The organism is Weissella uvarum, assembly GCF_016908785.1.
GTDB classification, from domain to species: domain Bacteria; phylum Bacillota; class Bacilli; order Lactobacillales; family Lactobacillaceae; genus Weissella; species Weissella uvarum.
In genome coordinates, this window is sequence record NZ_JAFBEO010000002.1 from 204,510 (window position 1) to 230,501 (window position 25,992).

Here is a 25,992-nt window from a genome sequence, read left to right on the forward strand (position 1 = left end):
TTAGAGCTTTTAAATATTTTATACATATACCAATTTTATTTATAAAGCTCATACATTTAAATTATGTTATTTGACGCAAAATAAAAAGCACGCCTTTCTCAAGCGAGAAATTTCGTGCTTGTATTTTACTTTATCAATGAAAACTTGCCCATAAATCATCTAAAGCTAACTGTCCAGGGGCCGACTCATCTGTCAAACTAGCAAATGTTAATTGCGAACCATAGCGATAGCCAACTCGGCGTGACATTTGACCTATTTGTCCCATCGCCATCGTAATTAAGGGCTGCGTAACCGTTTGGCTGACGGATTGTGTTGCCGTTAGCAACGCTACCACATCCTCAGCTTGTCGCGGTTGAATCGCTAATTTAAGGATATCTGCCTCTGATTGAGCTAAAGTTACCAGCTCTGTTGCAAAATCTTTATCCGTTATTCGCCACAAATGCTTAGACAAAATGACCTGAGTGTCCCTTTTTTGAACTAGAGCAATCAATTTTGGTGCATAATCATCAAACCGCGCTTCAACATCAAGCGCTGCTACGCCACTTTGGATAGCTAACGGATACAGCGTCTGATATACCCATGCCACCTGTGTCCCAATCCCACCTTCAGCTTGCGAACGATAGGTCAAAATCACCGGCTTTTCAAATCGCTGTAACAGAGTTTGCAACTGGTGTTTTAATTGATGCAAGTCATCCCAATAATCAATCCGCCATTCAACCACATCAGCTTGCGCTGCATTGAACTGTGGCAGTTGTGCTTGCAAATGCGCTTCGTCAGTAGCCATTAACGGAACTGCAATCAGTGGACGGTCGGGACTGGCCTCAGCTGAACCTAATTTTAATCGCTCCATGCTTGTAATTGCTCCACAATTTCCGCTGGCGTTAATTGATCAACCGCAATCGTGTAATCCGCCAAAGCGGTATACTTTTCCAAACGTTGCCGATAAAGAGCAACGACTTCTGAAAAAGTCTTTTCTTGCAAAATCGGACGGTTTACATCATCCATCAATCGATTGGCAATCGTACCAAATTCAGCTGACAAATAGATGATTGGTACTTCCGTCTGCTGTAACAATGCTTCACTAGCTGAACTATCAATAATACCACCACCAGTCGCTAAAATTCCAGTTGGATATTCCAAAAAAGCCGTCAAAGCACGTGTTTCTAATTCACGGAAATCAGGCATGGCATGGTTTTCAAAAAATTCAGGAATCGTCTGCTGTGTTAACTGTTCAACCACTTGATCAGTATCCAAAAAGGGACGTCCAACTGTCTCAGACCAAAGTTGGCCCACAGTTGTTTTACCGGCGCCCATAAATCCAATTAGTATTGCTGAATTCATAGAACCCACCTATCTAGTTTAATAACTTGTCTAAATCTGCAAAAAATTGCGGATAAGAAATATTTACGGCATCAGCATCCTGTAAGTAAACATCTCCTTGAGTGATTAACGCAGCCACTGCTAGCATCATCCCAATTCGATGATCACCATGGCTGTTAATCACAGTTGGTTGCTCTACCTGCAAGGGGGTAGGTCCTTCAACCACAAAGCCGTCTGCTTGTGCCACAACATGGGCCCCCAGACGATTTAGCTCCTGCGTCACTGTTTCAATTCGGTCTGTTTCTTTGTGATGCAATTCAGATGCCCCAGTAATCACCGTCGTGCCATTTGCTTGCGTTGCTGCTAAGACCAGCAATGGAATTTCATCAATCATGCTTGGAATTTCAGTTGCTTCAATCGTTGTCGCCTGCAAATTTTGGCTAGTAACCTCCAAAGTCCCTAATGGTTCGCCGACTTGTTCAGCTACATCAGGCAAGGCAATCTTAGCCCCCATTTGGTTCAAAATATGAAGTAAACCTAACCGTGTTGGGTTCAACCCCACCTGTGGCAAGATAACCATACTATCTGGCACCAACAAAGCAGCCACAATAAAGAACGCTGCTGAAGAAAAATCACCAGGCACCTCAAGCTGTGTCGCTGTTAGTTGTTGCCGAGGCATAATTGTAATTTCTTGCTGCTGACGCTGTAAAGTAACACCAAAAGCTTCCAACATTTTTTCAGTATGATCACGAGTTGGAATCGGCTCATGGATTACTGATGGTGTCTCAGCCTGTAAGGCAGCCAAAATCAGCGCACTTTTTACCTGAGCTGACGCAATCGGCATAGTATAATGAATACCCTCTAACTGTCGATTAGCTTGCAACGCAATCGGTAAACGCTCCGTTGTCTGTGCTAATTTTAACCCCATTTGCTTTAACGGTTCTAAAACTCGACCCATTGGTCTGCTAGATAAGCTTGCATCCCCAATGAGTTGCATCGCAAATGGCTGGCACGCTAGGATCCCTAAGCTCAATCGTAAGGTAGTCCCAGAATTACCAAAATCAAGTGCCTCTACGGGCTCTTGAAAATTTTCAGCACCCTTTCCAACAACTCGCGTTACCGCCCCTTTAGTTTCAATTGAAACACCTAATTGGCGGTAAATCCGCATCGTCGTTTGCACATCCTCAGCTTGCAGAATATTTTTGATGGTCGTCGTCCCTTGCGCTAAGCTTCCCAGCATAATAGCCCGGTGCGAAATGCTTTTATCACCTGGTACAACTAATTTCCCCTGCAATCCATGGGATGCCTGCTTTAACTTTTTTGTTTCTGTTTGTCTCATTTTAAAATTCTTTTACTGCTTGTCGATATTCAGCAACCTGCACCTTAAAGCGTGCAACTTGGTCACTATCAAATTTATCTAACATCGCTTCAGCTAATTTAATTGCCACCATTGCTTCTGCAATCACCGCTGCGGTTGGGACAGCCGTTGTATCTGAACGTTCAATTGAGGCCCGATTAACTTCATGACTTTGAATATCAACACTTTGCATTGGCCGATAAAGGGTTGGAATTGGCTTTACCAAACCTTTCACCACAATCGGTTCACCAGTTGTCATGCCACCTTCAAAACCACCCAGATGGTTAGATCCACGATAAAAGCCGCGCTCCGCATCCCAATAAATTTCATCCATGACCTGACTACCAAATGATGCTTGCATCGCAAAGCCTTCGCCAAAAGCAACGCCTTTAAAAGCATTAATACTCATTAAAGCTTGCGCAATTTGGCTATCAAGTTTTGCATCGGCTGAAACATATGAACCTAAACCAACGGGAACTCCCGTCGCGATGACTTCCACAGTACCACCGACCGTATCTCGGTCCTGTTTAGTCTGATCAATCAACTCACGCATCTTGGCATCCGTTTCTGCATCTAACGTACGGGTCTCGAATTGTTCAGATTGCTTGCGCACTGCTTCTAAATCAGCCATTCCTTCTAGTTGCGTCATGTCCGTGTAAACCGGGCCAATATTAGCCACAAAACCGTGGACATCCACACCAACTTCTGCCAATAATGCCTTTGCTACGGCTCCAACGGCAACCCGCATAACGGTTTCACGTGCCGAAGACCGCTCCAAAACATTGCGCAAATCATCTTGATGCCCATACTTAATGCCACCAACTAAATCGGCATGCCCCGGGCGTGGCCGTTGAACCCGGCGCGTGCTATTCTCAGGCGTCGCCGGTTGATTAGGATCCATAATATCCGCCCAGTTATTATGGTCTCGATTATGCACATTCAGAGCAATTGGTGAACCTAAGGTCATTTGATGTCGAACACCAGCCATTAAGATGACTTCATCCTGTTCAATCTTTTGGCGGGCCCCCCGACCATAACCAACTTGCCGTCGATGTAATTGTTCATTAATCATCTCGGCCGTTAAATGTAATCCCGCTGGGATGCCTTCAATAATTGCAACTTCTTCTGGCCCATGGCTTTCACCAGCAGTCATGTAACGCATGTTTAGTATCCTTTCACGAAAGCTTCTAACTTGCGAACGTCTTTCTTAACAATAATTGGTTCGCCCACCTTTGCAAGGCCAATGAAATTAATCCGATCATCACTGCGCTTTTTATCACGCAATACCAAATCAAAGAAATCCCCTTCTCCAATGTATTCAGAGAAAACAGGCAAGCCAACTGGCAAAAGCCGGTTAATAATTTCATCACTAACTCCAGCTTGGGTATAGCCATCACGTGTCAAACGATCAGTAATCGCGACCATCCCAATCGCCACTGCTTCACCATGACGCAATTCACCATGTGCCATTAATTCAATCGCATGACCAAAGGTATGACCAAAGTTCAACACTTGACGACGACCTTCATCATACTCATCTTCAACAACAACATCACGCTTATATTGAATTGATGCCTCAATAATTGGTACGACTTTGTTCTTTAAATCATCAACTGAGTTGACTTGTCCAGTTAAGGTTGCAAAGTCACCACCAGCTAACAAACTCATTTTAATTGATTCCGCATAACCTTCGACTAAATCACGATCATCTAAACTTGTTAGGAGGGCGGGATCAACCAAAACATAGTCTGGTTGATAGAAAGTGCCAATGACATTTTTTACTTCGCCCAAATTGACGGCAGTTTTACCACCAACACTTGCATCAACTTGTGCCGTCATTGATGTTGGTATTTGAATTAAACTAATACCACGCATGTATAATGAAGCTACGACCCCTGCTAAGTCAGTAATCACTCCACCACCTAAACCAATCACACCATCATAACGGGTGAAATGATCATTACTCATTTGCTTAATAATCGTTTGCACCAAATCCAAATTTTTGGAATCTTCACCTGCGGCTACAACCGCGGTACTAACCGTAAAGCCAGCATCCCGTAATTGTTTAACAACTGGTTTTAAATATAATTCCGCCACATTCATATCTGAAATGACGACAATTTGGCGAGGGCTCCAAACTTGCGCAACTTTTTGGCCAACTTGGTTACTACCACCAAATTCTAAATCAACTTGATACGGATGATTTTTTGTATTTACTTCAATCATGATTCATTCTCCTCGAGGATTGCACTAATCGCTTGTACTTGTTGCATTAACTTTTCTAATTCAGCTGGGGTTAAAGCTTGCGCGCCATCAACTAAAGCAGCTTTAGGATTATCATGAATTTCAATCATCAATCCTTGTGCACCGGCGGCAACGCCAGCTCGCGCCAACGGTGCCACAAATTCACTAACTCCAGCTGCATGAGATGGGTCTACTAACACCGGCAAATGACTATATTTTTGCAATACCGGCACTGCACCAACGTCCAGCGTGTTACGCGTATATTGATTATCAAAGGTTCGAATTCCTCGTTCAATCAAAAAAACATTTGGATTACCGGCAGCAACAATATATTCAGCCGCATTCAAAAGATCATCAATGCTAGCTGACATTCCCCGCTTCAACCCGACTGGTTTCTTTTGTTCGCCAAGGCACTTCAACAAACTAAAGTTTTGCATATTACGCGCCCCGACTTGGAAGATATCGGTATATTGATCAATCAAATCAAAATCCCGAGCATCCATAATTTCAGTCATCATGTCTAACTCATAGGCATCAGCCGCTTGGCGGTGTGCTTTCAGGCCGGCTGCCCCATAGCCCTGAAAGCTGTATGGATTAGTCCGTGGCTTAAATGAACCGCCACGCAAAATGGTACCACCTGCATCTTTTACCGCCTGAGCCATCTTCATCACATGTTGCTGGCTTTCAATCGAATCCGGACCGGCTACCAGCGTGAAATGTGAACCACCAATTTGACTATGTTCCGTTTTGATAATCGTATCTTCAGCTTGCCATATCCGTGACACTTGTAAAGCACCCGGTACATCATGGCGTACAACCGCTTCAACTGGCAAGTCTACACCGACTAGTCCTGCTTCATCAGCTAAACCAACTTTAGTGGCGCCATTATAGAATACCGGCACAGTTTGGGTTTGATTTTTTATTTGTTCGTATAACGCTTGCGCGTGAGCCTTATTTGGCATTTCAATCATTATCATTGGCTTAACCCCTCTAATAATTTATCCATATCTGGCCGGTTCCCGGTCCAGATTTCGTGACTTAAAACGGCTTGGCCAACTAACATTGACCAACCATTTTTAATCGAGTACCCTGCTGCTTGCGCCAATTGCAAAATCGGCGTCACTGGTTGGTTATATTTCAAATCAAAGACGAGTGTTCCTGGCTGCAATTGCGCCATTTGTGCGGCGGTTAAAGCAGTCTGTTGGTTAAACATACCAACAGTTGTCGCATCAATCACTAATTGGTAAGCATCTAAAGAGACTTGGTCAAGCGTCTTCAAAGGCTGGGATAATAACTGGTTAACCTGTTGTGCATGTTCATCGAAATTTGCGCCAGGCCGGTTAACAACATCCAAAAGGATACCAGCTGGCTTAGCAGCCATGATTGCCCGCGCTGCCCCGCCGGCCCCTAATAATAGTACGTGCGCCTGGCGAGACAAACTTTCCGAAACTGCTAGCCAAAATCCAGCACCATCTGTCGTAGTGCCAATTAAGCGTTGTGCTTGATCCCGGTAAATCGTATTCACGGCTTGAGTTTTTTTTGAAATCTCAGTCACTGCATCTAAATACGGCATAATTTCATGTTTGTAAGGCGTTGTCACATTCGCCCCAACGAGATGATTTAATAACTGCGGTAACCGTTCTGAGAAGTTGTCCGGTGACAAATCAAACAATTCATAATTTGCAGCGATATGCTCCGAAGCAAACGCACGATTTTGTATTTTTGGTGACAAAGAGTGTTGAATTTGCCACCCGATTAATCCATATGTTTGCACAGCTACCAGTTATCCCCTTTTCAATAGTAACTATTATTATAACAAAATTTCGTTTTTTTAGTATTTCAGGCCTAGGGCGAATCCGTAACATTTCCTGTTTTCAAGGACATAAATAAATAAATAAAAAAGAGCTGCTTTCGCAACTCCCTTTCCTTTTACTCCATTAAACCGTTTCTTTTAGCACTTTTCAAAACCGGAATACCAATCAATGGCACAATAATTGCTCCGGCTATCATTTCAAACAACCCGTTGGTTCCTGCAATCGTTGTAATCAACCAAGTTGCTAAGCCTGTCCGTGGAATGCCAGTAAATGATGTGTTCATCACCTTAAAACTTACCCAGGTGATTATTAATACTAAAGCAGTATTAATGAAAGCTGATAGCGCCCCTAAACCACAAAGATACCACTTCTGTTGCTTCCATGGCCGATTCTTGACATAGGTCCAGTATAGCCAACCAATTAAGAAACCAACTGCCATACGTGGTACGAAGGCCGTAATTGGATTACGGAACATTAAAGCCCCGATACTTGCGGCAGATGTCCATGCATGCCAGCATGAATAAGCCGCCCAAACAGCTCCTAGTAAGGCTCCAGTTCCAGGGCCCAAAATCATCGCACCAATCGCTACCGTAAAAGTAATAATGGTCACTGAAGCACCTAAGAAAAAGGCACCAATTGGCAAGGTCCCCAACCAGGGTACTAATGATTGAACAAGAATAATGGCAATAAACAATGCCGTCAATACTAAACGCCGACTCTTTTGTGACTGCGCGTTCATAACGTTATCTCCTTATTTGTCTTGTTTGGCAAAATAATTTTGCATACGCCGAATGCCTTCATGCAAATCTTCATCAGAAGCTGCATATGAAATCCGAACATAGTTTTTTGTATCATCCGAAAAGGCGCCGCCAGGAATTACAGCTACTTTGCCTTCAAATGCTAAATCTTTAGCAAAGGCAAAACCATCGTGACCCATCTTTTCTGGAATCTTTGCAAATACATAGAAGGCCCCTGAAGGCTTCGCAACTTCAAAGCCAAGTTCTTCCAATTTTGGAACTAACCAATCACGGCGCTGCTTATAAATCGCCTTCATCTTCTCAGGGGCATCGGTTGCTTGCGTCAAGGCCGCTGTTGCTCCCGCTTGAATTGCACCTGGCAAAGCAAAGACCAAAGCTTCATGAATCTTTTGCGCTTGTTCAATAAAGTTAACTGGACCCATGATAAAGCCAACCCGATAACCCGTCATCGCATGCGACTTTGATAATCCATTCAATAAAATCGTTTGTTCAGGTAGCATGCTTGCTAATGATACATGGTCTTGATCATAAGTTAATTCCGCATAAATTTCATCCGAAATCACCCAAAGTTGGTGTTTTTTGAAGACTTCAGCGAGTGCTTGCAGCTCTGCTTTAGTATAAGTCACCCCTGTTGGGTTATTGGGATAATTCAATAAGATTGCTTTAACTTGGACATCTGCCTCCGCCAATGCTTTTTCGACACTAGCTGGTGTCACTTTAAAATCATCTGGCCGTGTATTGATTTTAACTTGTTTGCCATGCGCAATATCTAGGGCAGGAAAATATGCTGAATAAACTGGTTCAGGCATAATTAGGCCGTCTCCAGGATTCAACAAAGCCATGAGCACAACATTAATTGCTTCAGAAACACCTTCTGTGACGATAACATTATCAATACTTTGGTAGTTCAAATCATATTTTTGATTAAAATAATCGATAACGGCTTGGCGCAACGTTGAATCACCTTGCGACTCAGCGTAATGCGAATTATTGTCTTCAACGGCTTCAACAATCGCCCGCTTAATCGTATCATCAACATCAAAGCCAGGCTCACCAAAAGTTAAACGCACTAAATCTGGAATACCACTAACCATTTTTTGAAAATCGGTTAATTGATCTTCAGTAATATTAGTCACCATTCGACTCAATGGTTGGACAAATTCATTTTCAGACATATTTTCCCCTCGTTTCTTTTCGTTAAACTATTGTACCACGCCGCATTCATTGAAAAAACAATTCACGCCACGTAAAAAATCGTTAATAAAAAAGCTCAGTTCCCTGAACTTTTCAATGATTAACTTAATTAAGCTTTTGTTGCATGTATGTTTGAATGCGCTTCATGGCTTCAGTTAACTCTTCAGTCGAAGCTGCATATGATAGACGAATGTGCCCTTCACCACCTGCTCCAAAAATTGAACCCGGTGCTACACCAACCAAGGCCTCTTGTGCTAAATCGCGAATAAAGGTCATATCATCCATGCCTAACTCATCTGGAATTTTGGCAAAGAGATAGAAAGCACCACTAGGTCGAATCACTTCAAAGCCAGCCGCTTGCATGCCTTCTAAGACCAAATCCCGGCGCTCACGATATGCATCACGCATTGTTTTAGCATCATCCAAGCCATTCTTCAAAGCTTCGTTTGCCGCTGCCATCATTGGACCTGGAGCCGTCGTAACTAAGAATTGATGCATCTTAGTGACATGTTGCATCAACTCCGCTGGCCCAGCAACATAGCCCATCCGGTAACCAGTCATGGCATGTGACTTAGAAAGTCCACTCACCAAAATCGTTTGTTCTGGTAATAACTTAGCCAATGACGTGTGTTTTGCATCAAAGACCAATTCAGCATAAATTTCATCAGAAATGACAATCAAGTCATGCTGGCGCAGCGTGTCAGCTAAAGCTGCAACTTCTTGTTCATTATAAGCAACCCCCGTTGGGTTAGAAGGATAATTAATCAAAATTCCCTTGGCATTAGGATGTGCAGTCAATACCGGTTCTAATTTCTCCGGTGTTAAACGAAAATCTGGCGCAGTGTTAAGCTCAACCACCTGCAAATCTAAAATTTCAGCAATTGCTTCATACATTGGGAATGATGGCGTTGGAATAATAATTTCATCACCAGGATTAAATAATCCGGCCATCGTTGCATACAAAGCCTCAGAAGCCCCCATTGTTACCGTCACTTCTGTATCTGGATCATAAACGGGGGTATCAAAGCGTTGTGATAAATATTGACTAATTGTCTGTCGCAATTCAGCATGACCATTTGGCTTGGCATAATGTGAATCATCATCATCAATCGCTTGTTTAGCTGCTGCTTTAATGTGCTCTGGTACGGCAAAATCTGGCTCACCTAGCGTCAATTTAATCAAACCAGGTACCTTAGAAAATTCTGCATCAATAACCCGAATGGGTGATGGTAGAATCTTGGCAAGTTGTTGATTATGTTGATTTGCTAAAGTTGGCTTTACGTCTGGCATTTTGTACTCCTTCTGACTCACTGGTCAATTGCATATCTCTCAGGATATTTAGCGTCATTTCCGTACTATTAAAACAATTACATCTTTTTTGTACGTCATTTAAATTCTAAAGACTAGTATACACAATTTTAGTCCGTCTGTATGTTATAAATCACGAAATTTTAAAATAGTGTCTTCGCATGGTCCCGCAATTTGGGTTCATTTCCCCGCCCACGAACTGATGGATCACCATCCAATAAATCATGAATCTTTCCACCATGTTTGGCATAATTTAACGACTCTGTATTCGCAACGTCCTGTAGCTCAGCACGTGAATATAAATCGATAGCTTGTTTAAATCGAACTGAGCCATCATTTTTAATCTGCATATGGTTTTCGAGTGCGTTCCAAATCGACACGATTTGATCATGTTTATCAAAAATAAATTCAAGATGATAATCACTAAAGACAATTTTCTGATTAGATTGATCAGCAACCCCCCGATTATGATATGTCGCTTGTGTATAACGCACCTTACGATTTAAATATTTCTCTGAAAAATCAATTAAATCACGGCGCGTCATTTGCTTGTTGCGAACCCAATCGATCATTGGTTTACCTAAATAATATCGAAGCTGATGATCAATTGGATTATTTAACATCATCATCGATGGACGACCAAAGAAGTGTTCCGCTCGAGTCTGGTACTTAGCATACATTAAACGGGCAACCCCATTTGCAAAAGTTTGGTAGTCCTTAGCTTGTTCAAAATCATCCAAATGCAAATAATATAAACTAGGCGTGTTGCCCCGCTCTTGCCAAATACCTAGGCGCGTCATTTGGACAAAATTATCCGCATCAAGCTCAAGTCCCAACAAATGATCTAATAAATCGATTCGCTCCGCTGCATGCTTTTGACTCGGGCGATAATTTTTAAAAAACATCCGCGTAAATAAATCCGAACCCACTCGGTGGGCATCGTACCATAACCGCATCTGACTAGCCGCTTGGTCAATCAAGTTTGATTGATCAAGCCTTTTCAACTCATTTCGATACAAATCCAGTGCATCTTTAGGCCAGCCATCCAAGTTTAGTTGGGTTATCTGTTCACCCACAGCTAAATGATGATAGCCAGGATCATCTTGACGGAATGTTGATTTATTCCCCATAACTTTCTTCCAACCTATTCTATTTCACATTTTTTGTTGAAGCACGTTCAACTAGATTTACATCAACTGCAATCTTTTGGCGCTCAGTTTTAGCATTTTCGATTCTTTGCATTAAAATATCTAGCGCTAACTTTGCAATTTCATCTACTGGCTGATGAATTGTCGTCAAACCAGGTTGGTAAAAGGCAGCATAATCAGTGTCATCATAACCAATCACTGACATATCATCTGGCACACGCCAACCCATCTTAGACAATCCAGAAATTAAGCCAATTGCTAATTCATCATTTAAAGCAAAAGTCGCTGTGGCATGTGAAATTGAAACTGCCATCGCCGCCGCTTGACCCGATTGCTTTGATAAATTATGCGTCGTAATTTCACTAACTTTCACACCAGCCTCAGCCATTGTTGCCTTAAAGGCTTCCGCGCGATACGCTAAATTATCCGTAAAGACTTGATTCCCTAATAAAGCGACATGTTGATGTCCTTGTTGTAAGAGATGTTCGGCAGCAAAGCGACCACCTTCATTGTCTTTGGTATAAACAACGTCAGCATCTTCCAACTTAGCATGATTTTCAGTAACTACCATGGCAATGCCACGTTGTTTCAATAATTGGGCAACTTCTGTTGGTTCAGATAACTGACTCACCACAATAATTCCACTAGCCCCATTTTCTGCTAAACGTTCAACTGCTTCATTGGCCTGTTCTTGTTCCCCAGACATAATTGATAAGCTAACATTTGGCGGTAATAAATCTTGAATCGCTTGAACGAACGATCCAAAATAAGGCAAACTCAAAGTTGGTACAATCACCCCAATTAGAATGTGACTGTTTCTTTTAAGACTCCGAGCACTTAGATTTGGAACGTACCCGACTTCGTCACGTGCGGCATAAACCTTAGCCCGCGTCGCCTCCGAGAAACGTTCCCCTTTATTATTTAAAATTTGTGAGACTGTTGCGATTGAAACATCCGCAATCCGAGCCACATCTTTAATTGACGCTTTCTTCATCTTTTCTCTCCTACTTTAATTGACGGTGATACCACGCGTCCCCATTGATATTGGTTCCAAATATCCATCTAATGCGACATATGCTAAGACATCTTGCAAATCTTGCATTTGCTCAGGCGCAACAAAAGTCCCAACCAGAGGCCCTTTTTCAAGCAAGACCGTGCCATATACTCCCAAAGCATGGGCTGCTTGCCGGATTGACAGCAAAGCTTTATTTTCTGGTGCTTCAGGTTGTAAATGATCATTTTCTAGCAGTTGCCCGGCTAACTGAACTTGTTGATTTTGCCAAGCGGCCATTAGCATGTTTCCCCCAGCATTAGCTGCCACGGCATCTGTATAGCTGACTGACTCAGGTACCGGTGTTTTAACGGTTGCATCATTTTCTGGAATATAAAGCAAGATGCCATATTGTGGAAAAACAAAACCACTAGCGTAAACATCCCCTTGTTCCAAATAACTTACCGTTGGTTGCCCCAACAACGCCGCAGCCACATGGGCTGGGTCCTGTGCAGTTCGAGCAGCTAATGTCAATTTAGTGAAATCATCTAAATTCAATTGACCCAATTGGTTAGCCAGTTCAATCCCACCGAGAATTAGCGCATCTTGCACTCCCATATTCGCCCAAGTTGGCAAATCCGCTTTAATTTCAATGGCGTGCGGGGTAATTTGCGGTGCTAAATTATTGGCAATTTGAACCATGTAGTGTTTTTCATTGATGCCATAAACACCATCAAATGGATCTGTAACCGTCCATGCTTGTGTTGGGGCACCCACTTCAATTGTCAATCCCACCGAAAGTGGTATTCCCATTGATCCCATACCAGGCCCAAAATTTGCTAATGTTGCTGGAATGAAAATTTCCATGTGTGTACTCCTTGTTGATTCTCTATGATTTAATTCATTTATTTAACTTCTAATTAACTTATTCTATCACGTTTTACCATAGGATTTTACTAAAATATTAGAGGCATTTTACCTGGTTAATTTTTAGTGTGCTATACTCTATTTGTATACTTTTGTCACACAGGGTAGGCCTTAATGCGTCAAGTGTTGTAGAAACGGAATGTGAGCTACAAACGAAGGAAAAATCCGCGATGTTAAGGTCGCATTCACTGTTATCGGTGAAACCCTCCAATTTTATAGGAGGTGTTTTCAAAATGAAAACATTTAAGCAATCTTTCCCCCGTCTCAATGCGCGTCAGCTAGCCTTAATGGCACTTTTAGCTGCGCTACTCATCATCTTAAACCGGGTTCAAATTGGTCCCGATTGGTTGAAAATAGGTTTTACATTCATCCCACTCGGCCTTTTGGCTAAGTGGTATGGTCCGGTTTGGACAACCTTAGTTGCGATTATTTGCGATTTAATTTCAGCTACATTATTAAGCGCAGGGCAGCCGTTCTTTCTCGGCTTCACCCTGTCTGCAGCAGTAAGTGCCTTAATCTACGGGCTGGCTTTTTATAATCATCCGCATCTATCTTGGGCTCGTATTATCATTACCACAGGTTTGGTATTACTAATTGTGAACGTTTTTCTAAACACCATTTGGGTCATCACACTGCAAAATGCCTGGAATAACGAACACATGATTATGACCATGGTAACAGCTCGCGCAATGAAGCAAATCATCTTCTGGCCGATTCAATCTGTGTTACTATACTGGATTTTAAATAATCAAAGCCTTAATCGCTTACAACGTGAAATTTTTCCACAATTCTAAGACAAAATAAAAAGGACGAAATCCGTGGATTTCGTCCTTTTTTTATTATTTTATTTATCTTGAACATCAACCAAGATAACGTGGTCATCCAAAGTACCACCATCACCCTTTAGGCTAAGGTTCAAGTACTTATCCATACTCAAGGTCATGTTCTCATCCATTTGAGCTTCCGAATACTTTTTAACGTAAACATCACCCAAGTTGCTTTCGATTGTATCATCAAAATCATGTGTTAACTGATCTGGGCGAGCCAAAACGACGTGGAACGCCAAGTCCAACGTACATGTGGCTTCATCTGAGAATGGGCCAACCCCATCATCAAAATCTAACACAAGTTTTGTGTCTTCACGCATGTGTTGTTCAATCTTTTGCTTAGCATCATCTTTAAATGTTAACTTCATCTTACACGCCTCCTGCTTCCTTTTAATAAGTTATATTATAGTAACAAATCCATAAAATGGCCTTAAGATGTCACAGATTTAACCACCTTATTTATTGGCGTACTAATCGTTAAAATCTGACATTTCATCATCCAGTTCATCAATAATATTGCCAATAAACCGTTGTACATTATCCTTTTCACTCGCTGAATTATAAGGCTCGTTGCCCGACATTAATAACAGCTTTTCCTTGTTCACATACAGGATGGTTTGTTGAATCTGCGCAATCTTTGTTGAAAGATCATAATAAGAATCAACACCTTGAATAATCCCGGTCAATGCACCAGCGATTGAAACGAAGACTAGTAACTTAATATTGTGTGAAGCCATTGACACTAAAATTGGAATTGATGCTGATAGCACAATTCGCGTGATATTACTGATTGATGATAATGTTTTGTATAACTTCAAGCGTTTCGCTAGTTTTTCATCAGTCACATCAATTGCTTGTAAAATTTGTTCTTTCGACTCGATTGTTTTGTCCATAATTACTTTCCCACTCCATTTTTATTTAACGGCAAAAGCCTTTTTAATTAGTTGAGTAATTTGCTGTTCGATAGCATCATTCCAGTCCGTTAAGGCATATCCTGTTGGCCAAAAAGCACCATCATCCAATTGTGCAGCATCTTGAAAACCCAGGGTACAATAACGTGATTGATACTTCACACCATCTTGAAAAAAGACAACAACTTTTCCATCCGAATTCAAATATGCTGGCATCCCATACCAGGTTTTACACTTAACTTCTGGGACAATTTGATAAACTAAAGCATGTATCTTTGCCGCTAAGTAAGCACTTTCGCTTGGCATTTCCGCAATCGCCTCTAATACATCTGCTTCTGGATTTTTCTTACTCCGTTTATTTTCTTGTTCACGACGTAATTCAAGCGCCCGATCTTTCATCGCTTGTTTTTCAAAATCTGAAAATCCACTTGCTTCAACCATAACCGCTCCCCCAAAACAAATTAATTATTAATTCGGATATATCTTTTCAATATTACCCATAAGCATAAAAATTATAGCATATCTTCAGTCTAGTATCAGATATGATTTTAAAAAATGTACAAATAACAAGCAAAACAAATATAAAATTAAAGGTACACTAATTTAATCATCATGTTATACTATAGCTAAATTTATACTATAGCTAAATCGGAAGAAAGCGCTTCAGAAAAATACACTGTTCGCTTGAAATCTTATACTTATTAATTGAGGAGCTTTTTATTATGACAGATACTAATAAAGATTCAAAGATCGTAAATTTCCGTGATATTGGTGGTATTCAAACTGGTTATGGAAAGGTAAAGCCTGGTATTTTCCTATGAAGTGGTCAATTAGTTGACTTGACGCAAGATGACATCGATTACCTTGTTAAAGACAAAAACCTAAAGAAGATTTTTGATTTCCGGAGTCAAAACGAAGTCCAATCAGCACCAGATACTGATATGGATGGCGTTGACTATGAAAACATTGACATGTTAGCTTCTGCTACATCAAACAGTGCTTCAATCGAAGATATGTTGGCCCATGCTGATAACATTAATAAGTCAATGCTTCAAACTTATGAGCAACTTGTTTTGAGTAAGTCAGCCCAAGAAGGTTATCACAAGTTCCTTACAGAAATGCTCGAGAACCCACAGCCTTCAATCTTCCATTGTTTCGCTGGTAAGGATCGAACTGGTTTCGGAGCTGCCTTGATTCTTAAGATTCTAGGTGCTTCTGATGAACAAATCATGGAAGACTATCTTGAAACAAACCAAATGCGTAAGAAGGCCAATGATCAAATCATTGAGCACTTGAAGGGTGATGTTTCAGAACAACAATTAAATGCCTTAAAGGTAGCCCTTAACGTTGATAAGTCATACCTAGAGCACGCCAATGACGTGATTAATGAACACTACGGTAACTTTGATAACTATCTTAAGGAAGGACTTGGCTTAGATGACAAGTTCGTTGAAGACTTCCGTAAGGAATTCCTTGAATAAATCATTAAAAAAAGCCTTAACCATATCTCCTTTACAGGTTGTGGTTAAGGCTTTTTATTTTAAAATTAATTAAGTAATACGTATTTTCGATGTAACCACACTGGTTCTCCAGCAATTTCCAACTTTATCTGCGCCCCGGCCCTTGCTAGAACCGGATACTTCCCATTTAACATAAAGTATTCAATTTGCCCATTATTGTCCAACCCCCATTGATTTTTCAATTTTTTACCAAAACGATCAGTTAACGTTATCGCTTGGGCAGGAATGTAGTTGTGATAGTCTTCAATTGGGATACTAAAGTCTCGATTTGAAGCATACCATTTGTTGCCAATTTGATGCCAAGCATCCAACACATAAATCTGTTTAAAGCTTGCCGTTAGCTTGCTACTCCTCTTAACACATGGTTTACTTTTCACATGGAGGGCTGTCTTGACACCTGTTAGCGCATGATAATCACCATAGCAATAGTTCCAATCTAAACCACCGCCATCGCCATACTGGACAATATCGGCTTTACCAAACGTTGGTAAATGAGTGGTTTGGGTCTTAAGCCAACTTGCATATGGATAATATTGTGTGTTCCCAGTTGTAGGGTAAATAGCTTGCCATAGTTTGTACCCCTTTAAGTCATACCAAGGATGGGCAAAAATCATTTCCCGATTCATGTACACACCCGTTGCTTTGCGCCCTGACAGGCGCTTAAATTCGTCCAAAAAACGTTTTGGTTCATCCCCTCGAAAATGATTACCATCCCAAGTATTTTCTTCAACATCCAACCAAATCGTAATTTTAGGATTGCTTGCATCTGCCTTGCCTAACATACGATAAGCAAAGCGCGCTTGAGCTTCCGGACTTTCAGCGCTCTTTAGATAGATATAAAATCCGTATGGAATTTTTTCACGCTTAGCTTGGGCCTCTTGGGCAGTCACATATGGATTGACATAGTTTGTCCCCTCAGTCAACTTAATGTGCGCCCATTGAAACCCATTTGCTTTATAGGCAATTACTCCCTGGTGACTCGAGACATCCGTTCCAAAACTATCAGCTGAAACTTCTGGAATACCAATTCCTGTTGTAATTAACAAAAACATATACAACAAGACTCGGCATATATTAGATTTCATCACTGCACCAACCTTATAAGAATTTGAAAGCACCTGGTTGAATCACATAATCCCCCACACGATAATACTCTCGGTTCTTCTCAGTTACATACTTTGTTGTTGCAGTAAATTTTTCACCTACAATTTTTTTACTTAGCGTCATTCCGACCATGTTTGCAATAACAATGCCTGCTTGCTCGTTAAACTGATATACATTGTAATTATTAACAATTTCGACTGTCTTACTAATCTTTTGACCCGGCGTAATAATTCGATCACCATCAATAATGACCATATTTCCCATGCCATCGTCAATCATCAAAGCATTTTCCGAAACAATATAATCCCCTATACGATAATACACTTTCTTACTTTCCGTAATATATTTTTGTGTCACCACAAACTTTTGTCCGATAAGATTCATATTTGAAGTCGTCCCGACCAAAGTTGCACTCTCTGAATAACCGTCATCCTTAAGTTGGTATAACATTTGATTATCAACAACAATAAATGACTGGTTAGTGATCTTTGATTTTTCTGTGACTAATTCATTATTAATCAACACTTTCTTTTCAAAGGCATCGGCATGGATAACATAATTTTTATGATTATAGAAAATTTTGTAATACGGCCCGTTTACTGTATCTAACCGCTGTTCAATATTAACGATTCTATTGACCAATTCAGCATTATCTCCATCGAGTTCAGCATTTGTCTTGATTGGTGCTCGATACCACTCCTCGTTAAAGATATATTTATTCGCTTTTTTCACCATTTTCAATTGTCGGTAATCATCTTCCATGGTCTTAACCATTGCGTTATCAATATAATTAACATGGCTATCAACCGCACCAGAATTAATCAGATAGCTTTCCCCATCAAACTTAACTTTATAGTAATACAAGCCTTTGGTTGATTGATACATTGCTTGACCTTCCAAGACCTGATCAATCCACCCAAAATTTTTCGTAGTATTCACATATGCTGCTTTTTCCAAAATGGATGTTTGTTTAAACGCATACACATTATAATTTTGATTAATTCGAATTGGGAAAGTAATTGTATGTTCATCACCTAAGATATTATCCAAACTATCAATCGCTAAGCCTTGAGTAATTGGCTTGTTTTGAAAAGTTCGACCACAGCTATCAGGAATGTCTGTCGTGATTTTACCCTCCTTGTAAGCGACTTTAAAATCACCATCTTTGACTGCCCAATCGGCTACGCGCCGAGGGCATTCCCAACTAGTAGCCGCAGCGGCCAAAGCAGCAGCCTGTAACTTCCCATAGCTAAATCCATCTCGTTCGTCCGTTCCAATTCCACGTTTATTACCATTTTCTCCCAAGTAACCACCGGTTAAATGTGTCACACCCATAGCATGTAATAATTCGTGCACCAACACAGCAACTTTAATATTTTGCAACTGTTGATCATTGAATTGTGATACACGCCAACTATTTGGATACATGAGTATACCGTCACCATTATAAGTTTGTGCGGCCAGCGCCCCATTATCAGCAACAATCGCATCAGATACCCATTCATCAGCTTGACTCTTATCCTTCACTACCTGCACTACCTCTACCCCAGCTAACGCATTGATAAAATCAGCAGCATGTTGAACAATCGTATCTGAAACAAATGTTGAGTTATTATAAATTTGTAGCACTCCATCTGCTCCAACTAAGCTAGTAATTGGCCTACCACCTAACACATAGCGATAATCCATCAAACTGTCGGTACTTGTAATACCTACAAATTCTGATCCATGTAATAAATCAGTCAATTTCATGAGTTCTTGTTGTGTATAAACATCCTTACTAATCAATCCATTTGGTCCAGCATAGAATTTAGTTGCTTGTCGTTCTGTCATGTTGTTTTCCTCCAAAGATTCTTCCGTTGAAAACGGGGCCCCGAATTTTTGGAATAAAAAAGCTACACAGTCAATTCTGTGTAGCTGTGTTGAATTAATAATTTTTCAACAATATAATTATTGCACCTGTAAAGGAGTAAAAAGTCGCATGGTTGTTTTTTAAAACAGACAATAAAAAAAGCCTTAGCACTTATTCCTGTTGAACAAGTGCTAAGGCTTTTTTCGCTATGTGTTAAATTAGCTTTGCAGTCGAAGCTGCAGTTACTGAACCACTTAAATAATGATTCAATGTTTTCTTATATTCCATATTCAAATTAAGAAAAATATCCCCGTTGGGCCTCCATCCGGTCAAGCCAACAACACCACCTTTACTTTCAGGTTCAGTCACATCAACAATTGTGCCGCGCATATCATTGGTTGGCAATGAAAGCCCCGTCAAGTTTCTCGTATTGGCAACGACGATATCCTCAGCGTTAAGGTCTTTTTTCAAATATCCCGTTACAGTAATCACAACAATTCCTGATTGAATTGAAATTGTAATTGGCCGATCAAAATAGTCATTTTCTAGTGAATAAGTTTTAACTGTACTCCAATCTTGCCACTTCTCCGCTTGCGTGAGTTTTTTAGGAATCGTTAACATCACTTGTCGATTGTTATAGAGGGCCCGGGCTAATTTATTACCGTCATTAAGTACCCAATCGGCGATACGGCGTGGTTTACGCCATGTTAAAGCTGCCACAGCAAGTGCTGCAGCATCAACCAATGTACTTTTAATACCTTCTGGATGTTTAGTCACCGTCCAAGGTCCCATCAATTCATCACCAAAACGGCTAGCATTACCTGCATTTACACCATCTACACCACCACCAAGATGTGGAATACCTAAGGCATGTCCAATTTCATGTAGGAACAATGAAATATGCCATGTTTCTTCTTGAGTTGGAGTTAAATTACTAGTATGCCACGCATCAGGATAAAAAATTAGGCCACGACCATCATACGTTTGTGCCCCCAAAACCCCTGTATCACCAGCCACATCATGAATCACTTCATCGCTATCAGCTACATTATCAACAAAGCGCACAATCTCAGTCCCAGCAATTGCATTCCAAAATCCCGCCACCGCTGATTGAGCCGCTTTAGGCAAATACGCCGATTGATTATATAGCTTTAAAACGCCATCAGCACCAACCAAGTTTAAATATGGGCTCGTTCCATTAACATACACACCATCTGTGTAGACGCCATCAAAATTAGTATTACCATTGTATTCTGTACCATGAGCAATTGCAGTTAACTTTTCAATTTCTGCATCTGTATAAATTCCCGTTGCGATTGCTCCATTTACGTTCGAATAAGGAGTTGTATTTGCGAATTCTGTCATGTTGTTTTCCTCCAAAGATTCTTCCGTTGAAAACGGGGCCCGAATTTTTGGAATAAAAAAAGCCACACAGACAATTCTGTGTAGCCGTGTTGAATTAATAATTTTTCAACAATATAATTATTGCACTTGTAAAGCAGTAAAAAGTCGCATGTCACTTTTGGGCATAAAAAAACGACTGAATTACTCATAATAGAGCAATTCAATCGTTAATGGTTAGCTTACATAAAAGCGGTTACCAGCATGATTATTGCTGTTGGCACAGCAATAAATGAATTATAGATCAAATGCGTCATGATATTTTGCCAAATGTTCTTATGGCTGAACATATAAATTACTTGGAAAACAACCCCTAACAAGAAATACATAATTAAGTTACTTAGCTTCCAGTCCGCATTATTAATATGAATTAGCGTGAACATCACATTTGACACCAAAGACATCACAAGGTACTGCCACTTACTGTCAGCAAATGGTTCAATCAAGGCGTGGTGATAAACAATTTCTTCCGTAAAAGCTGACAATAAAGGAATCAACATCAACAAAATTGTAGGCAAGTTTTGCGTAAAGAACGCGGCCGCTGACATAGAAACATATGGCGCTAAAGTATTTCCCAAGAATCTTGCCAAAGGAACAATCAAAACCAACATAAAGGCAGCCGTACTGAAAGCGATAATGAAACGTGAAATCCATTTTTCACGCCATTTTTTCCAATCCGGCTTTAGAATTCCATCACTCCAATAAAAAATTGCTAAGAAAAAGACCGGAATATAGGTCACACCTGCAATTAATACCTGTAACCAAGGATTATGTTCAATCACCGGGCTTGTTTTATTGCCGGTCAATAAGACCGGAACATAGACAATCGCTGGAATTACCAACAGGGCACTTAAGTATTTCAAGTTCCACATTTTTTTAAACATTATTTTTCTCCATAATTTTTTATTTGAAATTAAAACATCTCTCAAGGTCAATCATTTTACCATATGTAAATTTACAATAGATATGCTTTTCTTTTTAAATTTCAACGTTTTACTAACTTTGATTGCCCGCAGCCCTTACCCCATCAGGTTTTGTTTAATTTTTAAATTTTTTCAAAAAAAGCACCTTGCATCAAAAAATTCAAAAATTTTTTCGTGATTAACTCGTCAAAAAAAACGACAGATTCACTGATTCACTCCAGTTAATCTATCGTTTTTTACTCACTTTAATGATGTTTTTTTACTTTTGCATGTCCTTTTTTTGCATCTGGAAATGGATACAAGACAATTTCATCATTAATCAATTCACCTAGATAAATATCAGCAGCCTTACGCCCTGGGTATTGTTTGGCAACTTGTTCTTCAACCCAATCATCAGTTTTATCAAGCACACTCAACAACATTTGATTGATTTGACCATCTTGAATGATTGGATACTTAGTATCGCTCTCACCATATTGATCAACGGTCAACTGACCATTTTGCTCCAAAATCGCTAATTTAACTTCTTTAATTTCATCAAAACCACTTGAACGTAACTTAAACATCAATTCATTTGCCGAAAGTCCTAACGACATGACGGCATCCATCTCAATCTCACCTTTTCGAATGACCACAACCGGAGATCCATCAATAATCGTTTTGATCTTATAACTATATTGCTTAAGTACTTTCAATGAAAGCACGAGGAAAGTCCAAATAATCAACACCATCACAAATTGTAAAGCAGAAATTGATTTGTTATAAATAACCCCACCAATAATGCCACCTAAAGCATAATTTTGCACTTGATCCATGGCTGAAATTGGTGCCAAATTACCTTTTCCTAAAATGTTAATTTGAATAATTAGCGCTAAAATTCCTACCGCCAATTTGATAAAAACATTCATATAACTATCCATTAGTTTTGGCCATCCTTTACTTGAATTTGACTCTTTGGTGCAACCGGATTAATTGGGTTAAGGGTGAATGAATTCATATCACTATTAAAAAGCACCTGATAATACTTATCTTTTGCTTTAGCAACCATATCTGAATTAAGCGTTGTACTATTAATGGCAACGTCTTTTTCAGGTACGCCTTCCTTTTTAGCAACTTGTTCCATTACTGACGTCAATTGTGATTTATTGCTTTGCTTTAAACCATCCGCATCTTGGAGTAACAAGCCAATCGTAAATACGCTGGCTAACAACACCAATACTGCGACATCACGATAACGTCCCTCACGACGTTTTTTAAAATACTTAACGGCAAAGAAAATGCCCACAATCACAAAGAAACCTAAAACTGCCCACTTAATGATATTGTTCATATTGCTTTGTGTTTTTAGAAACTCAATAGTATAAAATGTCATTTACAATATTTTCCTAACTGTTTTTATTTCAATATACCTAGTTTAGCAAAAAAAAGGTTTTGTTCAATCTTTAATTTAAGTTCCATTTAAAAAAGCCAGCTCAACTGAGCTGACTTAGTTTTTATTTTAATGCATTATGATGCTTCAATTTGATTATTCTTAATCCGGCGCTCTTCTGCAATCGCCACAATTACCATCAAAATCATTGCAATTGCCAAGGCCACGTAGAAGACACCAAAAGTGGCTGCCCAGCCATGCAAATGCATGCCTAAGAAATTAATTCCTTGCTTCGATGGGTCAGCAATCAAACCTAGCCCAACCTTGGCCATCGAGTCTCCAAAGAGATAAGCAAAAGTTCCAACGATTCCGTTAGTCACTGAGGCAGCTGCCTTAGGGACGAATCCAATTACTGAGACTCCAATCAAAAGTTGCGGTCCAAAGACCAACCAACCCAAAACGGCCAAAGTAGCATACAAAGCCCATGGCGTATGAACAACTGAATAAGCATAAATGGCCCCAAATTCTAAGACCACTGAAATCAAAGCCGTAGCCATGCGACGGCCATTAAGCCAATCTGAAATAAAGCCCCATGAAAGTGATCCAACAATCGCACCCATTTCGAAATAGAAAAGCGTTTGGACTGATTGTGAATCTGTAAAGCCTAATACTTGTGAAGAATAAACCGGCACCCAGTTATCAATACCAATCCGAACAATATAAACGAAGACGTTTGCTACTGCTAAAATCCAAACCATTGGGTTCTTCAACACAAATTTCTTGAAAATCTCACCCTTTGACATTTTGTCAGCTTCAAGATCTTCTTCATTTTCAGGTTCACCCCAAATTGTGGCAGCATCATCCCAACCAAGTTCTTCAGGATCATCTTTACCGACAAACATGCCAATTACACCAACAGCACAGGCAATCACGGCTGGCACAATAAACATTCCGGCCACATTACCGTGGAAGAAAACGTTGGCTCCCCAGAGGGCTAGCACACCAGCCATCGCCCCACCAATATTGTGTGAAACATTCCAAATCCCTAACCAACGACCACGTTGCTTATTTGGCGTCCAACGTGACACCGTTGAATATGAACCAGGTCCACCTGGTGCTTGTAGGAACCCGTTCAACCCCCAAAGAATCAATAAGAAGGCCGTATATTTACCCGTTTCTAATAAAATAATTCCCATAATGGCAACGACAATTGATGCCAAAACCAACAAGAATGAAATAATACGCTTGGCATTACGCCCATCAATCACATATCCCAACAAAGTTTTCCCGATGGCATATGTAAACGAGAAAGCAACCCCAATCACACCTAATTGCGTCGTCGTGAAGCCCATTTGTTTAATCAACAAAGGGCCCGCGGCTTTAAAATTATTTCGAATCAAATACATCGTGGCATACACAACGAAAATCACGATAAATACTTTTAGAAATTCCTTTAACCATTGCTTACGTTCTTCAGCAATCGAAATATCAATATGCGGAATTTTATTCAGCGCAAAAAAATTCTTCATAACTTCCTCCTACATCCCGGACAACATCAACACAAGAAGTATACCATTATAAAGTAAGCGCTTACAATACACTCGTGAAATTTTATTTGTTAATTTTTATAAAACAGCACATTGATACGAAAAAAGCTGATTAATTGTCACTATACAATCAGTCAGCTTTTCTCGAAAATCTTTTTAATTCACTGCCATCATCACGTTTTAACGTTATCTGCCTTAAAAGAGATGCCAATCATCAGATATTGTTATCCATTTTAAGACTGATCACTTACCGCCTAATAGCTCTTCACAAGCCGGTATCCACACTGCTGACACAACCTTTCAAACCGCATCATAAATCGATCGCGATCTCCCGGTGCTCGGAACTTCAAATCAAATGAATCAGCCACATGATTCAAGCCAACACGATAAATGCAACTACCGCTAATACGCCCGACATATAGCTCAGGTAAAGTATCCTGTAATTGCATTTTTTTGAATGCTTCAAATAATTCTGGCCGCCCTTGTAGTTGTTTTTCTAAAAGTCGCTCTAAACTAATTTTTGCCTCTTGTTTTGTGTCCATCGCAATCCCTCCTTTGCATATTTTTATCTTAATGTAATTTATAGTTTTATGCAACAACAAATATAGTCGATTCAATCTTTAAAATGACTGATAAAAACATGTTATAATATAAAAAGTAAATTATTCTAATTAAACTAAGGAAGACGCTTTATGAGTGATTCAGTTTCAAAAACCCAATACCTACAAACAATTCTTGAACTCAGTGGTGGTGATGAATCAACTAAGATTTCAAACAATCAAATCGCCGATCACTTACATGTGACCCCCTCATCTGTTTCAAACATGCTTACTAAGTTGCAGGAAAGCGGTGAAGTTGATGTCGTACCATATTACGGCGTCACATTAACTAAAACTGGACGAGAGACTGCCATTCGGTTAATCCGATCACATCGTCTTTTTGAAACTTTTATCGCCGAAGATTTAAAACTACCTGTTTCAGTAGCCCACGATAATGCCGATCATCTTGATCATGACGCCACGGGCCAACTTATGGATGCTCTGGATAATTTCTTGGAACATCCCAAGTACAGTCCCCAGGGGCTTCCAATCCCTGATTCAAGTTACAACTATGCACCAGAAAAGTTAAAGAACTTGTATGATGCCAAAGATGGACAAACCATAAAGATTCATGCTTTCACTGAAGACTTAGAACTACTTCGTTATGTTGAAACAATTGGTTTGCCCCTCAATTCAACCTGGACGGTTAAAGAACGTTTACCATTTGATGGCCCACTAATTCTAAATGACGGTGAACGCGAATTGCAAATCACACGTCATGCAGCAGAATTTATTTATATTGAGCCAGCCTAAAATCGCTAAAAAAAGAAAACCCCGTTAGCGCCTACGCTAACGGGGTTTTCTCATTTACTTACTTGCTCTTTTGGTAGCTCTTAAGGGCCTTGTACACATTGTAAAGTGCCATACCCAAACCAACC

At 40.2% G+C, this 25,992-nt stretch carries 27 protein-coding genes, 1 pseudogene and 1 riboswitch; of the genes and pseudogenes, 4 read left to right on the forward strand and 24 right to left on the reverse strand.

Annotated features, from left to right (window positions below; translation table 11 throughout):
- Window positions 1–133 precede the first annotated feature (133 nt).
- The 13 genes from aroD to JOC36_RS03590 all read right to left on the reverse strand — a co-directional run bounded on the left by aroD (window position 134) and on the right by JOC36_RS03590 (window position 13,001).
- On the reverse strand, window positions 134–850 hold the full coding sequence (gene aroD, locus JOC36_RS03530) for a type I 3-dehydroquinate dehydratase (protein WP_205145126.1): 717 nt from the start codon (window positions 848–850) through the stop codon (window positions 134–136).
- Window positions 838–1,341: a shikimate kinase gene (locus JOC36_RS03535; protein ID WP_205145127.1), complete on the reverse strand. Its 504-nt coding sequence runs from the start codon at window positions 1,339–1,341 to the stop codon at window positions 838–840. The genes aroD and JOC36_RS03535 overlap by 13 nt, the downstream gene beginning before the upstream one ends.
- Before the next feature lie 13 nt (window positions 1,342–1,354).
- Complete coding sequence (gene aroA / locus JOC36_RS03540; protein WP_205145128.1) at window positions 1,355–2,659, reverse strand: 3-phosphoshikimate 1-carboxyvinyltransferase; 1,305 nt, start codon at window positions 2,657–2,659, stop codon at window positions 1,355–1,357.
- Window position 2,660: 1 nt separating this feature from the next.
- Window positions 2,661–3,839: a chorismate synthase gene (gene aroC / locus JOC36_RS03545; protein ID WP_205145129.1), complete on the reverse strand. Its 1,179-nt coding sequence runs from the start codon at window positions 3,837–3,839 to the stop codon at window positions 2,661–2,663.
- Between the two features lie 2 nt (window positions 3,840–3,841).
- A complete protein-coding gene (aroB, locus tag JOC36_RS03550; RefSeq protein WP_205145130.1) occupies window positions 3,842–4,903 on the reverse strand; it encodes a 3-dehydroquinate synthase in 1,062 nt (353 codons plus the stop codon).
- Complete coding sequence (gene aroF, locus JOC36_RS03555) at window positions 4,900–5,898, reverse strand: 3-deoxy-7-phosphoheptulonate synthase (RefSeq protein ID WP_205145131.1); 999 nt, start codon at window positions 5,896–5,898, stop codon at window positions 4,900–4,902. The genes aroB and aroF overlap by 4 nt, the downstream gene beginning before the upstream one ends.
- On the reverse strand, window positions 5,895–6,695 hold the full coding sequence (locus JOC36_RS03560) for a shikimate dehydrogenase (protein WP_205145132.1): 801 nt from the start codon (window positions 6,693–6,695) through the stop codon (window positions 5,895–5,897). Before JOC36_RS03560 ends, aroF begins: the two co-directional genes overlap by 4 nt.
- 155 nt (window positions 6,696–6,850) lie before the next feature.
- Window positions 6,851–7,474, reverse strand: a complete 624-nt coding sequence (locus JOC36_RS03565) for an ECF transporter S component (RefSeq protein ID WP_205145133.1) — start codon at window positions 7,472–7,474, stop codon at window positions 6,851–6,853.
- 12 nt (window positions 7,475–7,486) lie between these two features.
- A complete protein-coding gene (locus JOC36_RS03570) occupies window positions 7,487–8,668 on the reverse strand; it encodes an aminotransferase class I/II-fold pyridoxal phosphate-dependent enzyme (RefSeq protein WP_205145134.1) in 1,182 nt (393 codons plus the stop codon).
- 124 nt (window positions 8,669–8,792) lie between these two features.
- Entirely contained in the window at window positions 8,793–9,977 is a 1,185-nt protein-coding gene (locus JOC36_RS03575; RefSeq protein ID WP_205145135.1) for an aminotransferase class I/II-fold pyridoxal phosphate-dependent enzyme, read from the reverse strand.
- Between the two features lie 161 nt (window positions 9,978–10,138).
- Window positions 10,139–11,125, reverse strand: coding sequence for a DUF3114 domain-containing protein (locus JOC36_RS03580; protein WP_205145136.1), 987 nt, complete (start codon window positions 11,123–11,125; stop codon window positions 10,139–10,141).
- A gap of 19 nt (window positions 11,126–11,144) precedes the next feature.
- Complete coding sequence (rbsR, locus tag JOC36_RS03585; RefSeq protein WP_205145137.1) at window positions 11,145–12,137, reverse strand: ribose utilization transcriptional repressor RbsR; 993 nt, start codon at window positions 12,135–12,137, stop codon at window positions 11,145–11,147.
- Between the two features lie 15 nt (window positions 12,138–12,152).
- Entirely contained in the window at window positions 12,153–13,001 is an 849-nt protein-coding gene (locus JOC36_RS03590) for a homoserine kinase (RefSeq protein WP_205145138.1), read from the reverse strand.
- Between the two features lie 158 nt (window positions 13,002–13,159).
- Window positions 13,160–13,254: riboswitch (THF riboswitch) on the forward strand.
- 40 nt (window positions 13,255–13,294) lie between these two features.
- On the opposite strand from JOC36_RS03590, the gene JOC36_RS03595 reads away from it, so the two are divergent.
- Window positions 13,295–13,855, forward strand: a complete 561-nt coding sequence (locus JOC36_RS03595; protein ID WP_205145139.1) for a folate family ECF transporter S component — start codon at window positions 13,295–13,297, stop codon at window positions 13,853–13,855.
- A gap of 50 nt (window positions 13,856–13,905) precedes the next feature.
- On the opposite strand, the gene JOC36_RS03600 is transcribed toward JOC36_RS03595, so the two are convergent.
- The 3 genes from JOC36_RS03600 to JOC36_RS03610 all read right to left on the reverse strand — a co-directional run bounded on the left by JOC36_RS03600 (window position 13,906) and on the right by JOC36_RS03610 (window position 15,240).
- Window positions 13,906–14,256 (reverse strand): iron-sulfur cluster biosynthesis family protein, encoded by a 351-nt coding sequence (locus tag JOC36_RS03600; RefSeq protein WP_205145140.1) that lies wholly within the window; start codon window positions 14,254–14,256, stop codon window positions 13,906–13,908.
- A gap of 102 nt (window positions 14,257–14,358) precedes the next feature.
- Window positions 14,359–14,781, reverse strand: coding sequence for a DUF4231 domain-containing protein (locus JOC36_RS03605; protein ID WP_205145141.1), 423 nt, complete (start codon window positions 14,779–14,781; stop codon window positions 14,359–14,361).
- Window positions 14,782–14,802: 21 nt separating this feature from the next.
- A complete protein-coding gene (locus JOC36_RS03610) occupies window positions 14,803–15,240 on the reverse strand; it encodes a hypothetical protein (protein ID WP_205145142.1) in 438 nt (145 codons plus the stop codon).
- A gap of 281 nt (window positions 15,241–15,521) precedes the next feature.
- On the opposite strand from JOC36_RS03610, the gene JOC36_RS08700 reads away from it, so the two are divergent.
- On the forward strand, window positions 15,522–15,620 hold the full coding sequence (locus JOC36_RS08700) for a tyrosine-protein phosphatase (protein WP_239517520.1): 99 nt from the start codon (window positions 15,522–15,524) through the stop codon (window positions 15,618–15,620).
- A gap of 12 nt (window positions 15,621–15,632) precedes the next feature.
- A pseudogene (locus tag JOC36_RS03615) lies at window positions 15,633–16,280 on the forward strand (tyrosine-protein phosphatase); the annotation flags it as partial.
- Between the two features lie 65 nt (window positions 16,281–16,345).
- Here the strand turns inward: JOC36_RS03615 and JOC36_RS03620 are convergent.
- From JOC36_RS03620 to JOC36_RS03655, 8 genes are all read right to left on the reverse strand, one after another.
- Window positions 16,346–17,404 carry a glycoside hydrolase family 25 protein gene (locus JOC36_RS03620; RefSeq protein WP_205145143.1) on the reverse strand — a complete coding sequence of 353 codons (1,059 nt, stop codon included), beginning with the start codon at window positions 17,402–17,404 and terminating at the stop codon, window positions 16,346–16,348.
- 13 nt (window positions 17,405–17,417) lie between these two features.
- Entirely contained in the window at window positions 17,418–19,256 is a 1,839-nt protein-coding gene (locus tag JOC36_RS03625; protein WP_205145144.1) for a hypothetical protein, read from the reverse strand.
- Between the two features lie 232 nt (window positions 19,257–19,488).
- Window positions 19,489–20,640: a zinc metalloprotease gene (locus JOC36_RS03630; protein WP_205145145.1), complete on the reverse strand. Its 1,152-nt coding sequence runs from the start codon at window positions 20,638–20,640 to the stop codon at window positions 19,489–19,491.
- 218 nt (window positions 20,641–20,858) lie between these two features.
- Window positions 20,859–21,560 (reverse strand): CPBP family intramembrane glutamic endopeptidase, encoded by a 702-nt coding sequence (locus JOC36_RS03635; protein WP_205145146.1) that lies wholly within the window; start codon window positions 21,558–21,560, stop codon window positions 20,859–20,861.
- Window positions 21,561–21,844: 284 nt separating this feature from the next.
- Window positions 21,845–22,519, reverse strand: coding sequence for a DUF421 domain-containing protein (locus JOC36_RS03640; protein WP_205145147.1), 675 nt, complete (start codon window positions 22,517–22,519; stop codon window positions 21,845–21,847).
- The gene (locus JOC36_RS03645) at window positions 22,519–22,971 is read right to left on the reverse strand and encodes a DUF3290 domain-containing protein (protein ID WP_205145148.1); all 453 of its coding nucleotides are present in this window, start codon (window positions 22,969–22,971) and stop codon (window positions 22,519–22,521) included. The genes JOC36_RS03640 and JOC36_RS03645 overlap by 1 nt, the downstream gene beginning before the upstream one ends.
- Before the next feature lie 134 nt (window positions 22,972–23,105).
- Window positions 23,106–24,497, reverse strand: a complete 1,392-nt coding sequence (uhpT, locus tag JOC36_RS03650) for a hexose-6-phosphate:phosphate antiporter (protein WP_205145149.1) — start codon at window positions 24,495–24,497, stop codon at window positions 23,106–23,108.
- Window positions 24,498–24,769: 272 nt separating this feature from the next.
- Window positions 24,770–25,057: a hypothetical protein gene (locus tag JOC36_RS03655; RefSeq protein ID WP_205145150.1), complete on the reverse strand. Its 288-nt coding sequence runs from the start codon at window positions 25,055–25,057 to the stop codon at window positions 24,770–24,772.
- Between the two features lie 150 nt (window positions 25,058–25,207).
- On the opposite strand from JOC36_RS03655, the gene JOC36_RS03660 reads away from it, so the two are divergent.
- The gene (locus JOC36_RS03660; protein WP_205145151.1) at window positions 25,208–25,867 is read left to right on the forward strand and encodes a metal-dependent transcriptional regulator; all 660 of its coding nucleotides are present in this window, start codon (window positions 25,208–25,210) and stop codon (window positions 25,865–25,867) included.
- Window positions 25,868–25,992 lie beyond the last annotated feature (125 nt).

What these genes read in the sequence shown, in the direction of transcription:
- uhpT (WP_205145149.1), bottom strand. Translation starts at nt 24,497, where the DNA reads ATGAAGAATTTTTTTGCGCTGAATAAAATTCCGCATATTGATATTTCG.
- aroB (WP_205145130.1), bottom strand. Translation starts at nt 4,903, where the DNA reads ATGATTGAAGTAAATACAAAAAATCATCCGTATCAAGTTGATTTAGAA.
- JOC36_RS03640 (WP_205145147.1), bottom strand. Translation starts at nt 22,519, where the DNA reads ATGGATAGTTATATGAATGTTTTTATCAAATTGGCGGTAGGAATTTTA.
- JOC36_RS03605 (WP_205145141.1), bottom strand. Translation starts at nt 14,781, where the DNA reads ATGGACAAAACAATCGAGTCGAAAGAACAAATTTTACAAGCAATTGAT.
- JOC36_RS03660 (WP_205145151.1), top strand. Translation starts at nt 25,208, where the DNA reads ATGAGTGATTCAGTTTCAAAAACCCAATACCTACAAACAATTCTTGAA.
- JOC36_RS03575 (WP_205145135.1), bottom strand. Translation starts at nt 9,977, where the DNA reads ATGCCAGACGTAAAGCCAACTTTAGCAAATCAACATAATCAACAACTT.
- JOC36_RS03580 (WP_205145136.1), bottom strand. Translation starts at nt 11,125, where the DNA reads ATGGGGAATAAATCAACATTCCGTCAAGATGATCCTGGCTATCATCAT.
- aroD (WP_205145126.1), bottom strand. Translation starts at nt 850, where the DNA reads ATGGAGCGATTAAAATTAGGTTCAGCTGAGGCCAGTCCCGACCGTCCA.
- JOC36_RS03645 (WP_205145148.1), bottom strand. Translation starts at nt 22,971, where the DNA reads ATGACATTTTATACTATTGAGTTTCTAAAAACACAAAGCAATATGAAC.
- JOC36_RS03535 (WP_205145127.1), bottom strand. Translation starts at nt 1,341, where the DNA reads ATGAATTCAGCAATACTAATTGGATTTATGGGCGCCGGTAAAACAACT.
- aroC (WP_205145129.1), bottom strand. Translation starts at nt 3,839, where the DNA reads ATGCGTTACATGACTGCTGGTGAAAGCCATGGGCCAGAAGAAGTTGCA.
- JOC36_RS03595 (WP_205145139.1), top strand. Translation starts at nt 13,295, where the DNA reads ATGAAAACATTTAAGCAATCTTTCCCCCGTCTCAATGCGCGTCAGCTA.
- aroA (WP_205145128.1), bottom strand. Translation starts at nt 2,659, where the DNA reads ATGAGACAAACAGAAACAAAAAAGTTAAAGCAGGCATCCCATGGATTG.
- JOC36_RS03590 (WP_205145138.1), bottom strand. Translation starts at nt 13,001, where the DNA reads ATGGAAATTTTCATTCCAGCAACATTAGCAAATTTTGGGCCTGGTATG.
- JOC36_RS03565 (WP_205145133.1), bottom strand. Translation starts at nt 7,474, where the DNA reads ATGAACGCGCAGTCACAAAAGAGTCGGCGTTTAGTATTGACGGCATTG.
- JOC36_RS03570 (WP_205145134.1), bottom strand. Translation starts at nt 8,668, where the DNA reads ATGTCTGAAAATGAATTTGTCCAACCATTGAGTCGAATGGTGACTAAT.
- JOC36_RS08700 (WP_239517520.1), top strand. Translation starts at nt 15,522, where the DNA reads ATGACAGATACTAATAAAGATTCAAAGATCGTAAATTTCCGTGATATT.
- JOC36_RS03635 (WP_205145146.1), bottom strand. Translation starts at nt 21,560, where the DNA reads ATGTTTAAAAAAATGTGGAACTTGAAATACTTAAGTGCCCTGTTGGTA.
- JOC36_RS03610 (WP_205145142.1), bottom strand. Translation starts at nt 15,240, where the DNA reads ATGGTTGAAGCAAGTGGATTTTCAGATTTTGAAAAACAAGCGATGAAA.
- JOC36_RS03600 (WP_205145140.1), bottom strand. Translation starts at nt 14,256, where the DNA reads ATGAAGTTAACATTTAAAGATGATGCTAAGCAAAAGATTGAACAACAC.
- JOC36_RS03630 (WP_205145145.1), bottom strand. Translation starts at nt 20,640, where the DNA reads ATGACAGAATTCGCAAATACAACTCCTTATTCGAACGTAAATGGAGCA.
- JOC36_RS03625 (WP_205145144.1), bottom strand. Translation starts at nt 19,256, where the DNA reads ATGACAGAACGACAAGCAACTAAATTCTATGCTGGACCAAATGGATTG.
- JOC36_RS03655 (WP_205145150.1), bottom strand. Translation starts at nt 25,057, where the DNA reads ATGGACACAAAACAAGAGGCAAAAATTAGTTTAGAGCGACTTTTAGAA.
- aroF (WP_205145131.1), bottom strand. Translation starts at nt 5,898, where the DNA reads ATGATAATGATTGAAATGCCAAATAAGGCTCACGCGCAAGCGTTATAC.
- rbsR (WP_205145137.1), bottom strand. Translation starts at nt 12,137, where the DNA reads ATGAAGAAAGCGTCAATTAAAGATGTGGCTCGGATTGCGGATGTTTCA.
- JOC36_RS03620 (WP_205145143.1), bottom strand. Translation starts at nt 17,404, where the DNA reads ATGAAATCTAATATATGCCGAGTCTTGTTGTATATGTTTTTGTTAATT.